Consider the following 11576-nt stretch of genomic DNA (forward strand, 5'->3'; position numbering starts at 1 on the left):
TTCGTCGACGGTGACGAACCAACCCCGGCGCTGTGGTGATCGGTGGGATCCGGTCTCAGGTCAGGCCACAGGCTCGCGGTCCCGCTCAGCAGCCAGCTGAGCCTTGGCCCGCTGCACGGCCTCACGTTCGATCAGGTACGTGTTGTGCTTGCGCGGAACAATGAACGTCACGATCGCGCCCACCAGGGCCACGGCGGCGAAGGCGTGGAACTGCTGGGTTGCGCCCAGGCCCGCGGCCACCAACCAGCCGCCGATCAACGGGCCGAACACGCCGCCGGCGCGGCCGATGGTGGCACAAGCGGCCACACCCGCAGCGCGGGAATCAGAGGTGTAGTAGTTGGACTGGAAGCCGTAGATCAACACCTGGGTGCCCAGGATGCCGATGCCGGCCACACCGATGAAGGTGAACAGCAGGGCCAACGGGAACTGGAAGGTCATGAGCACCAGTGCGATGGCCGCCAGCAAGAAGGTGCTGGCAATGATGTTCTGCGGCTTGCCCTGGCGGTCGGAGACACGGGCGGCAATCAAACCGCCGATCACGGCGGCACCGTTGAGCACGAACGGGAACCACAGCTTCTGTTCCGCGTAGCCGTAGGACTCCATGATGCGCGGCAACCAGGTGTTCATGCCGTAGGTCAGGAACAGGCCGGCAAAGGACATGGTGGCCATCAGCAGGGTTGCCAGCCCGAACTCGCGGGTGAACAGGGCTGCGTAGCCGGTGCGCTTGGGCACGGTGGTGGCGCGGCGGACAGCCAGCTCCTCCTCCAGAGGCACGCCGGTCTGGCGGGCGATCTCAATGGCGCGGGCCTCGTGACCGCGGGAGAGCAGCCACCGCGGGGACTCGGGCAGCTTCATGGCGGCCAAGGGCACCAGGAACAGGATGGGGGTGGCCCCAATCAGGAACAGGCCGCGCCAGCCGATGTGATCAGCCAGCAGAATCCCGCACAGGGAGGCGAACATGCCGCCGGCAGGCACACCCGAGTACACGATCGCGTTGAACAGGCCGCGCTTGTCCTTGGGGGCGAACTCCGCGATGGTGGGGCCCGCCGTGGCGATCACCAGACCCAGGCCCAGGCCGGTGATGAAGCGCATGAGGCCAAAGGTGAACACGGTGCCGGTGGCGGCAGTGATGGCCATGCCGATGGAGAACCAGGCAATGCCGATCATCATCATCTTCTTGCGCCCCAGGATGTCTCCGATGAAACCGGAGGCAAAGGAACCCAGGAGCACGCCGATCAGGGCCAGGGACCCCACGGTGCCGGCGGTGGAGGCATCCAGCACGCCGATCTGGCTGGGATCGTTCATCAGGGTGGGCATGACGGTGCCGTAGACCACAAGGTCATAGCCGTCAAAGATCAGGGCCGTACAGGCGATGGCTGCCACCCAGATGGCAGTTTTCATCTCCAACCGCTTGTCAGCGGTCACGAGGGTGTTGGTGGTTGACATCTCTGCGGATCCTTTCGATCAACCAAAGGGTTGACCAAGATCGTGACAGGGATGTGATTCGGGCCATATTGGGGGAACACCCTGGAAACCACCAGGGCCCTATTGATAAGCGCAAAGCTATCAATAGGGCCCTACTGCTATGTGCAGCGTTGGTTATCTCATGACTCCGGCGTGTGCACCTGCGTGGGGTTCAGCACGCGGGACAGGAAGGTCTGGGTGCGCTGGTGCTGCGGAGCCCCGATCACATCACGTGCCAGGCCTTCCTCCACCACCACGCCGCCGTCCATGAACACCACGCGGTCTGCGACGTCGCGGGCAAAGGCCATCTCATGGGTGACCACCAGCATGGTCATGCCCTCCTTGGCAAGGTCGCGCATGATGGACAGGACATCGCCCACGGTCTCCGGATCCAGTGCCGAGGTGGGCTCGTCAAAGAGCATCAACTCAGGGTCCATGGACAGGGCGCGGGCAATGGCCACACGCTGCTGCTGGCCGCCGGAGAGCTGCGCGGGAGCGCTGTCCGCCTTGTCCGCAAGGCCCACGCGTTCCAGGTTGTGCAGGGCCGTCTGCCGGGCTGCCGACTCCGAGCGCCCCAACACCTTGCGCTGGGCCACCGTCAGGTTCTTCAGCACGGACATGTTGGGGAACAGGTTGAACTGCTGGAACACCATCCCCACACGGCGGCGTACGGCGTCGATGTCGACGTCGGGATCGGTCACCTCCACGTCCCCGATCTGGATGCGGCCCCGCTGCGGGGTTTCCAGGAGGTTGACGCAGCGCAGCAGGGTGGACTTGCCGGAGCCGGAGGGTCCGATCAAGCAGACCACCTCCCCGGGCTGGACGTCCAGGGAAATGCCCTTGAGCACGTCCAGGGATCCGTAGGACTTGTGCAGGCCGTCAATGGTGACCGACGCCGGGTGGGCTGCCGTTGCCGTGGCGGTTGACTTCTTCACTGTGAACAACTCCTACTTGCGGGCCGAGCGGGCATCCGCGCGGGTCTCGAAGTACCGGGCCAGAAGCCCCAGCGGGACGGTGATGATCAGGTAGCACACGCCGGCCAGCACCAAGGGGGTCAGCCCGGCTCCGGTTCCGGAAATGGCTTCCCGGCCGAACTTTGTCAGCTCGTACTGCGCCACGGTCATGCCCAGCAGGTAGACCAGGGAGGAGTCCTTGGCCAGCAGGATGACCTCGTTGGTCAGCGGCGGAAGCACAATGCGCAGGGCCTGCGGAATGATGATGGTCACCATGGCTCGTGCGTGGCTCATGCCCAGGGATCGTGCCGCCTCGTACTGGCCCTTGGGCACCGCCTGCAGGCCCGCGCGCAAGGACTCGGCGATGTAGGCCGCGGAGACCAGGCCCAGGGCCAGCATGACGGTGACCAGGTTGTTGAATCGCACCTGGAAGGCCAGGGGTACGCCGAAGCCCAGGGCCAGGAACACCAACAGGGCCGGCACGCCGCGGAACAGCTCGATGTAGAGCGTGGCGATCCAGCGGTACGGCGCCACGGAGGACAACCGCATCAGCGCCAACAGGATGCCGCCGGACATGCCGGCCACAAAGCCCAGTGCCGTGTAGATCAGGGTGTTCTTCAACGCCACGGTGATGATCTGCGGGAACTGCTGCGCCATGACCGACGGGTTCAGGGCCCGGGAGATCAAGGTGTTCCAGTCCGCAATGAACACCAGGGCCACCACGATCACCACAAGGAGTCCGTACTGGACTCCCCGGGAAATTCTGGCTCGCTGGCGGGCGGTCATAGCCATGTCGGGTTAATTCCTTCTCTTCACGTCACTACTGGGGGAGGTGGCCGGAACCGATCACTGTTCGGTGATCGGAACCCACTTCTCGGTGATCTCATCCAAGGTGTCATCGGACTTGATGCGCTCCAGGGTGGAGTTGACGGCTTCCAGCATGGCGGTGTCACCCTTGCGGACGCCCACGCCGAACTGGTCATCAGCTTCAACTTCTTCCACCACCACAAAATCGGGGTAGTCCTCCGAGTGCTGGGCAATCGGCACCAGGTCATCCAGGACGGCATCAACACCACCGGATTCCAGGTCCTGGAACATCAGGACGTCCTCGAACTGCACCGAGTTCAGTCCCAGTTCCTTGGCCTTTGCATCCCCTGTGGTCTGCTGCATGACTCCCACGCGGGCGTTGGAGTCGATGGCGTCTTGGACAGAGCCGATCTCCGAACCGTCCTTGACCACCAGGCCCAGCTGGTTGTCAAAGTAGGGGTCGGAGAAGTCCATCACGGAGGCGCGTTCCTCGGTCATGGTCAAGGCAGAGGTGATGATGTCGCACTGGCGGGTGTCCAGCGCGGCACCGGAGACCATGGTTTCAAACGGCAAGGTCACGTTGTGGACCTCAAGATCGTTGTCCTTGGCGATCTCCGCGGCCAGGTCCATGTCCAGGCCCACCATCTCCCCGTCCTGTTCCATCTCGAACGGCGGGTAGTTGGATTCGGAGCACACGGTCAGCTCGCCGTCGTTGATGGTTTCCAGGGAGTCCCCGGAGCCTTCACCGTCGGATCCGGTGGTGGAGGTGCAGGCGCTCAGGGCCAGCAACCCCACCGCGCTCAGGCTGATCAGGGCTGATGTCTTACGGGTGTTCACAGGCCCATCCACTCCTCGCGCATGGTCTCCATGGTGCCGTCGTCGTTGATGCGCTCAATGGTGGAGTTCACGGCATCCAACATCTCCGTGTTCTCCGAGTTCACGGCCACACCCAGCTGCTCGCCGTTGGACTCCTGGTCGATCAGTTCCAGGTCCGGGTTCTCTGCAGCACGGTTGCCCAGCACGGACACGTTGCCGATCACAGCCTCCACGCCACCGGTCTCCAGGGACTGCAGCATCAGGGCGGTGTCCTCCTGCTGCTCAAAGTTCAAGCCGTTGTCCTCGGCGTAGGTCTGACCGGTGGTGGCCTGCTGAACGGCCACGCGGGCATCACCGATCTGGTCAAAGCTCTGGATCTCGGATCCAGCCGGGACCAGCAGGCCGAGTTCGTCGTCGAAGTAGGGTTCGGAGAAAGCCATGACGGACTGGCGGGCCTCCGTGATGGTGATTCCGGAAATGGCGATGTCGCACTTGTTGGTGGACAGATCTGCGCCGGACTCGATGCCCTCGAACCCGGTCTGGATGACGTTCTTCTCCAGGTCCAGATCGGCAGCGATTTCATCGGCCAAGTCCATGTCAAAGCCCACCACTTCACCATCGCGTTCGAACTCGAACGGGGTGTACGGGGTGTTGCTGCACACGGTCAGCTTGCCGTCCTCCACCAGAGGAACACCGGATTCGGACTGGTTCTCCCCGGAGGTGGAAGTGCAGCCGGCCAGGACCAGGGCGGTTGCGCTGGTGGCGGCCAAGAGGGTGGGGAGGTGACGGGTTTTCATGATTTACCTCAACGTCAAGTGGTGTGGGCAGGGACCGAGCTCGCACTGGTGAGCGCCGGTGGTGGCGCTGACCTGACGGTGTCCCAGCGGCGGTGGATCCGCGGCGTGATTCAGCCGCACATGCCGCGCTGTGACCGCTTCATGGTACGCGTCCTGCTGTGACTGCCGGGTTACAGGGGTCTGTGCCAGGCCTTGTTCACGCGGGTGTGACGCCGAGTGCCCCCAGAACAGGGCGCAATTTGGCACGGGTTTCGGCCAGTTCCTCAGCAGGCACGGAAGCCTCCACGACGCCGCAGCCTGCGTAGAGCTCAGCCCTGTGGGCATCGCGCTGCACGCCTCCGCGCAGGGCGATCCCAAAGTCTCCGTTGTGCCGGGAATCCAGCCAGCCCACGGGGCCCGCATACAACCCACGGTCCATGCCCTCCAATTGGGTGATGGCCTCAGCAGCGGCGTGAGTGGGGGTTCCGCACACGGCGGCCGTGGGGTGGATGGCCTCCACCAACTCCAGTGCCGAGGGCACGGTGCCGTCCGGGCCAGGTGTCAGCTCAGCCGTGACGTCAGAGGCCAGGTGCCACACATTGGGCAGTTCCAACACGAATGGATCAGGGGAGGAGACCACCTGGTTGGTGTAGGCGGACACGGAACCCAGCAGGGAGTCGATGGCGAATTCGTGTTCAGCCCGCTGTTTGGGGTCATCCAGCAGCTTCTGCTGCGCCCACCGTTGTGGATCGATTCCGGGGGGAACGGAAGCACGGTCCAGGGTCCCTGCCAGTACGCGGGCATGCAGTTTGCCGTCCAACACCCGCACCAGGCGTTCCGGGGTGGCCCCGAACAGGCGGTTCACGGAAGGATCCGCATGGTCCTCAACGGACACGGAGTAGGTCCAGCACGTGCTGTAGTCGGCGGCCAGATTGCGCAGGGCGCCCGGCACGTCCAGGGGCTGCGCATCGGAGCGAACCTCCACGGCGCGGGCCAACACCAGCTTCTCCAGCTTGCCTTCAGAAATGAGTCCCACGCCATCGGCCACTGCCGAGCACCAGGACCGGTCCGCTGCTGGATCCGCAACGGCAACGGGGGCAGTGGCGGGATCGGGGTGACGGGAGCCCACCGGTTGCAGCTGAGGAACCAGGCGCGTCCAGGCGGCCATGACGTCCTGCATCTGCACCTCGGGTTGGGTGGAGACCAGGGTGACCCAGGCGCCGTCGTCGTCGTGACCCACCACCAGTTCGGGCAACACCAGGCCGGATGAGGTGGTGGAGGCTCGGGCAAAGGTGAGGGCGCCAAAAGCCACCGGTCCGGTGGCCGAGCGGTTCAGCGGGTCCGTGATGTGCAGCTGAGTCGTGAGGCGGTCCCACCAGTCCCGGGCCGCGGTGAAACGATCCTCGCCGGTGACCACCACGTGGGCTGCCCGTCCGAATCCCACCAGCCCGAGGCCGCCGATGGTCCAGCAGCTGGTGCGCTGCCCGTCCAGGATTTGACGCAGATCCGGATCCGCTGCAAACGCTTGTGGCACGGGGGAGTGGGCAGCGGCGGCCAGGTCCCGGAGGTCAACGGTCAGGGCGGAGACGGGAGGCTGATCGTTACAAGGTGGCAGATGGGTGCCGGACGGCTGATCGTTACAGGACGGCAGATCGGAGGCGGACATCTGGATCAGTGTAGGCCCAGGGTGTGGCCGGGCACTGCCCGCCACCGTCCAGGCCGGGGCATGCTGCGGAGATGTCACAATGACAGGGTGAACCGTGCAGACCTGAACAAGCGTAAAGACGCCGTGACCGCCATGTTTGACCAGGTGGCCCCGCGTTATGACATCACCAATGACATCCTCTCCCTGGGGCAGACCCGCGGATGGCGCAAGGCCGTGACCCAAGCGGTGGGAGCGGTGCCGGGTGAATTCGTGCTGGATCTGGCGGCCGGAACCGGCAAGTCCTCCGAGCCGTTTGCTGATGCCGGGGTTCAGGTGGTGGCAGCGGATCTGTCCTTGGGAATGCTTCAGGTGGGGCGCAGCAGGCGCCCGGACATCGAGTTCGTGCAGGCTGATGCCACCATGCTGCCGTTTGCGGATGATTCTTTTGACGCCGTGACCATCTCCTACGGTCTGCGCAACGTGGAGGGCTACCACCGTGCCCTCCATGAGATGTACCGCGTGGCCAAGCCGGGCGGCAGGTTGGTGATCGCGGAGTTCTCCACTCCCACCAACAAGGCTTTCCGCAAGGTCTACGGCGAATACCTGGTCAAGGCTCTGCCCGGTGTGGCCAAGAAGGTTTCCTCCAACCCGGAGGCCTACGAATACCTGGCGGAGTCCATTGCCGCCTGGCCGGATCAAGAGGGCTTGGCGCGGGACATTGGTAGTGCTGGCTGGGAGCAGGTGCGCTACCTCAACCTCTCCGGGGGCATTGTGGCCATTCACCACGCCGTCAAGGGTGAGAACCCGGGCTACGGTGCACCGGAGATCAAGCTCGCGTGAAGGTTCTGATCTCAGGCGGTGGGCCGGCCGGAGCCACCGCCGCCTATTGGCTTGCCTCCCAGGGTGTGGAGGTCACGGTCCTGGAAAAGACCTCCTACCCACGGGAGAAGGTGTGTGGTGACGGTCTGACACCGCGTGCCGTGCGGGAAATGCAACTCATGGGCCTGCCACACGGGCCGGAGTTGGGTTACAAACGCAACCAGGGTTTGCGCATCAGAGCCCGTGGCAGGGCGATTGAGCTGGCCTGGCCCGAGCTGACGGACTTCCCCAATTACGGTTTGGTCCGCTCCCGGGCGGGATTCGACCAGCACTTGGCCGACCATGCCCGTGCGGCCGGGGCCACCATCATCGAACACCGGTCGGTCACTGAGGTCCTCCGAGATGACCAGGACCGTGTGGTGGGCCTGCGCGCCAACTTGCTGGATGACCGCGGCCGCCGCAGTGGTGAGACCGAGGACCACCGCGCCGACCTGGTGCTGGCCTGTGACGGTGTCTCATCCCGCACGGCCGTGTCCGCTGGTCTGCATCGGCGCCACGACCGCCCCATGGGGGTTGCCGTCCGCGCCTATTTCCAATCTCCACGCAGCGAGCTGGACTGGATGGAGGGCTGGCTGGAACTGACGGACGGCACCGATCCCAAGGGGTCTCTGCTGCCCGGCTACGGGTGGGTGTTCGGTGCCGGGGACGGCACGGCCAACGTTGGCCTGGGCATCCTGGACACCTCACCGGCCTTTGGCAACATCGACTACAAGCAGGTGCTGGCCGACTGGACCGCCTCCATGCCTGCCGAGTGGACTTTCGACCCTGCACACCGTCAGGGCCGCGTTCTCTCAGCTGCCCTGCCCATGGCCTTCAACCGGACACCACACTGGATTCCCGGGATGTTGTTGCTGGGGGACTCCGCCGGTCTGGTCTCTGCCTTCAACGGTGAGGGCATCTCCAATGCCATGGAATCCGCCCGTTACGCCGCGGAGCACATCCTGGAGGCCAGGCGTGCCAACGGCCCGGCGCAACGGGACGCGGTTCTTGCGCGCTACCCGCAGCGTCTGCGCACCGAATGGGGGGCACACTTCACCCAAGGGCGACTCCTGGCCGAGGCCATCGGACACCCGCGCATCATGAAGGCCGCCCTGGCCACCGGAATGGCTCTTCCACCCCTGATGCGCTTTGTGGTGCAGACCATGACCGAACTCACGGATCACCCGGCCCGCACCTGGCAGGACCGCACCGTGGCACTGCTGGACGCCCTCACTCCGCCCACCGGAAACCAGTAGAGTGGTGCCCCGTGACTGACTCCTCCTCCATCTCCCAACGGCCCGGTGACACCCACGCCTCCACGGGTGGGTCCGGTCATGCCGCCAGGGAGTTGAACGGTGCCCAGGTGGCACTGCCGGCGGGCATGGAGGTGCTCACCACCGATCCGGAGTTCGCGCGCCGGATCCTGGCCGGACTCGAACAGATTGAAACCCGTCTGGCGCAGCAGGTGGAGAGCTCGGATCCCCTGATCCAGGTCACCGCCTCACACCTGCTCAACGCCGGTGGCAAGCGGGTGCGCCCGGTCCTCACACTCCTGGCCGGTGAAATCGGTGGGGGCATCAACGACGACGTCATCAACGCCGCCGTCGTGGTTGAACTCACCCACCTGGCCTCCCTGTATCACGACGACGTCATGGATTCCGCCCCGGTCCGGCGCGGTGTGGACACCGCGCACACCGTGTGGGGCAACAACGTGGCCATCCTGACGGGGGACCTCATTTTTGCCCGGGCATCCTCCCTGGTGGCCACCATCTCCCGGCGGGCCTATCAGATCCAGGCCCAGGCCTTTGAACGCCTTGTGGTGGGCCAGCTCCAGGAGACCTCCGGCCCGCCGGAAGGTGCCGATGCCCTGGAGCACTATCTGCAGGTGTTGGCCGGCAAGACCGGTTCACTGATTGCCGCTTGCGGGCTCTTCGGCTCCATGTTGGCTGGTGCCTCACCTGAGGTGGAGCAGATCATGGAGACCTACGGGGAGAAGCTCGGCGTGGCCTTCCAACTGGCCGATGACGTGATTGACATCACCTCCACCTCGGAGACCTCGGGCAAGACCCGCGGCACGGACCTGCGGGAAGGCATCCCCACCCTGCCGGTTCTGGTGTTGCGCCGCATGGCCGCCCAAGGGGACTCTTCTGCTGTGAAGGTCCTGGAGCTGGTGGACGGGGATCTCAGCTCGGATGAGGCCCTGGCACAAGCTGTGACCGCGCTGTCCCACCACGCTGCCATCCAGCAGTCCTGGGCTGTGGCCGAATCATGGGTGGCGGAGGCGGAAGCAGCGCTGGAACCCCTGCCGGAATCCACCGCAAAATCCGCTCTGCACAGCTTTGCCCGCGGCATGGTGCATCGCCGGGCGTGACCCCGGGGTAACCTGAACGCTCAAACCGTCCGTCCGGCCACCCTCACCGGATTCACGGGAGCATCTGGAATTGCGCCGATCAGCCCGCCCGACTGACGGCACCTGAGCACCACGAGGTGGACTAGTGTCCTCAACCAAATCCGCACCTCCCGCTGCCCAGCAGCGCGAGGTCTTCTCCAATCGATCCGTCTTCATCCTGGCCGCCATGGGTTCTGCCGTCGGCCTGGGAAACATCTGGCGGTTTCCCTACGTCGCTTACGAGAACGGTGGCGGCGCCTTCATGGTTCCGTACCTGATCGCCCTGCTGAGCGCGGGTCTGCCGCTGCTCATGCTGGACTACGCGGTGGGTCACCGTTACCGGGCCTCCGCCCCGTTGTCCTACCGGCGCCTGCACCCTAAGGCCGAGTTCCTGGGCTGGTGGCAGTTGTGCATCTGTTTTGTGATTGCCGCCTACTACGCCGTGATCATCGCCTGGGCTGGCTCCTACACCATCTTCTCCGTGACCCAGGCCTGGGGGGATGACCCCGAGGTCTTCTTCATGGGCCAGTACCTCCAGGTTGCTGACGAGGTCGGCCCCGCCCTGGACTTTGTTCCCCAGGTTCTGATCGGTCTGGCCATTGTGTGGCTGGCGCTGCTGGTGGTCATGGCACTGGGTGTGCAGAAGGGCATCGGCCGCTTCAACGTGATCTTCATTCCGCTGTTGTTGGTCATGTTCGCCGCCATGGTGATCATGGCCCTGACCCTGGACGGTGCAGCCGCCGGTCTGGATGCCCTGTTCACCCCGGACTGGTCTGCACTGGGCAACAGTGCTGTGTGGATGGCCGCCTACGGTCAGATCTTCTTCTCCCTGTCCGTGGGCTTCGGCATCATGGTCACCTACGCCTCCTACCTCAAGCGGCGTTCGGATCTGACCAGCACCGCTCTGGTGGTCGGCTTCGCCAACTCCAGCTTTGAGATCCTGGCCGGTATCGGCGTGTTCGCCGCCCTGGGCTTCATGGCTACTGCCTCCGGCGTCGGTGTGAGCGAGGTGGTCTCCGGTGGTATCGGCCTGGCCTTCATCGCCTTCCCCACCATCGTCTCGCAAGCTCCGTTCGGGGGCCTTCTGGGTGTCCTGTTCTTCGGCGCCCTGACCTTTGCCGGTTTCACCTCCCTGATCTCGATCGTGGAAGTGATCATTGCCGGTGTTCAGGACAAGCTGGGCCTGAACCGCATTGCCGGCACCGTGGCCGTGATCGTCCCGCTGGCGGCAGCCTCCCTGCTGCTGTTCCCCACCACCACAGGCCTGAACCTGCTGGACATCACGGACGCCTTCGTGAACAACTTCGGCATTGTGGCAGCCTCCCTCGTGGCAGTGATCCTGTTGTCCTCGGGTCTGTCCGCCCTGCCCGGTTTGCGCGATCACCTCAACGCGGTCTCTGCCTTCAAGGTGGGCCGGACGTGGATGATCTTCATCGGCGGTGTGGCGGTTGTGGTCTTGGGCTACACCATCATCGGTCAGCTGACCACCGTGCTCACCGAGGGTTACGGCGACTTCCCGGGTTGGTACGTGGCCACCTTCGGTTGGGGCATGGCCATCAGCCTGGTTGTCATCTCCCTGATCCTGGCCAGGGTGCCGTGGTCCCAACGCTCGCGTGGCGCACAGCCGTCGCCGTCGTTGCCGGTGCTGGATCCCGGAGTGGATCAGAAGTACCTGACCACCGGTTCCCTGGCCACCATCACCAGCAGTGCCGTGCGCAACGGCACCCCCTGGAACGACGACGCCGCCGCAACCACCCCGGAGCCCTGGGCCACCCAGCCGGCGGAAGCGACTGCATCTGATACGACCAACACGGGAGAGGAGGCCACCCGATGAGCGCATCAGCCATTGTCATGTTGGTAGTGGCAGG

The 11576-nt window shown here is 64.8% G+C and carries 10 protein-coding genes; 4 read left to right on the top strand and 6 right to left on the bottom strand.

From position 1 onward, the window contains the following. Positions 1 to 60 precede the first annotated feature (60 nt). The 6 genes from L979_RS05075 to L979_RS05100 form a co-directional block, all read right to left on the bottom strand. A complete protein-coding gene (locus L979_RS05075) occupies positions 61 to 1446 on the bottom strand; it encodes an aromatic acid/H+ symport family MFS transporter (RefSeq protein ID WP_081993827.1) in 1386 nt (461 codons plus the stop codon). Positions 1447 to 1604: 158 nt separating this feature from the next. Then, on the bottom strand, positions 1605 to 2408 hold the full coding sequence (locus tag L979_RS05080; protein ID WP_369792971.1) for an amino acid ABC transporter ATP-binding protein: 804 nt from the start codon (positions 2406 to 2408) through the stop codon (positions 1605 to 1607). Between the two features lie 3 nt (positions 2409 to 2411). Then, positions 2412 to 3209, bottom strand: a complete 798-nt coding sequence (locus L979_RS05085) for an amino acid ABC transporter permease (RefSeq protein ID WP_047690042.1) — start codon at positions 3207 to 3209, stop codon at positions 2412 to 2414. A 54-nt stretch (positions 3210 to 3263) separates the two neighbouring features. After that, positions 3264 to 4061, bottom strand: a complete 798-nt coding sequence (locus L979_RS05090) for an ABC transporter substrate-binding protein (RefSeq protein WP_047690044.1) — start codon at positions 4059 to 4061, stop codon at positions 3264 to 3266. Beyond that, positions 4058 to 4837: an ABC transporter substrate-binding protein gene (locus L979_RS05095; protein ID WP_047690046.1), complete on the bottom strand. Its 780-nt coding sequence runs from the start codon at positions 4835 to 4837 to the stop codon at positions 4058 to 4060. The genes L979_RS05090 and L979_RS05095 overlap by 4 nt, the downstream gene beginning before the upstream one ends. 196 nt (positions 4838 to 5033) lie before the next feature. Next, positions 5034 to 6482, bottom strand: a complete 1449-nt coding sequence (locus tag L979_RS05100; protein ID WP_081993829.1) for an isochorismate synthase MenF — start codon at positions 6480 to 6482, stop codon at positions 5034 to 5036. A gap of 87 nt (positions 6483 to 6569) precedes the next feature. On the opposite strand from L979_RS05100, the gene L979_RS05105 reads away from it, so the two are divergent. From L979_RS05105 to L979_RS05120, 4 genes are all read left to right on the top strand, one after another. Continuing rightward, the gene (locus tag L979_RS05105) at positions 6570 to 7301 is read left to right on the top strand and encodes a demethylmenaquinone methyltransferase (protein ID WP_047690052.1); all 732 of its coding nucleotides are present in this window, start codon (positions 6570 to 6572) and stop codon (positions 7299 to 7301) included. Further along, positions 7298 to 8575 (top strand): NAD(P)/FAD-dependent oxidoreductase, encoded by a 1278-nt coding sequence (locus tag L979_RS05110; RefSeq protein ID WP_047690055.1) that lies wholly within the window; start codon positions 7298 to 7300, stop codon positions 8573 to 8575. Before L979_RS05105 ends, L979_RS05110 begins: the two co-directional genes overlap by 4 nt. 11 nt (positions 8576 to 8586) lie before the next feature. Next, on the top strand, positions 8587 to 9690 hold the full coding sequence (locus L979_RS05115; protein ID WP_369792972.1) for a polyprenyl synthetase family protein: 1104 nt from the start codon (positions 8587 to 8589) through the stop codon (positions 9688 to 9690). 124 nt (positions 9691 to 9814) lie between these two features. Then, positions 9815 to 11542, top strand: coding sequence for a sodium-dependent transporter (locus L979_RS05120; protein ID WP_231559404.1), 1728 nt, complete (start codon positions 9815 to 9817; stop codon positions 11540 to 11542). Positions 11543 to 11576: the final 34 nt, after the last annotated feature.

Source organism: Kocuria sp. ZOR0020 (assembly GCF_000800955.1).
GTDB lineage: Bacteria > Actinomycetota > Actinomycetes > Actinomycetales > Micrococcaceae > Kocuria > Kocuria subflava.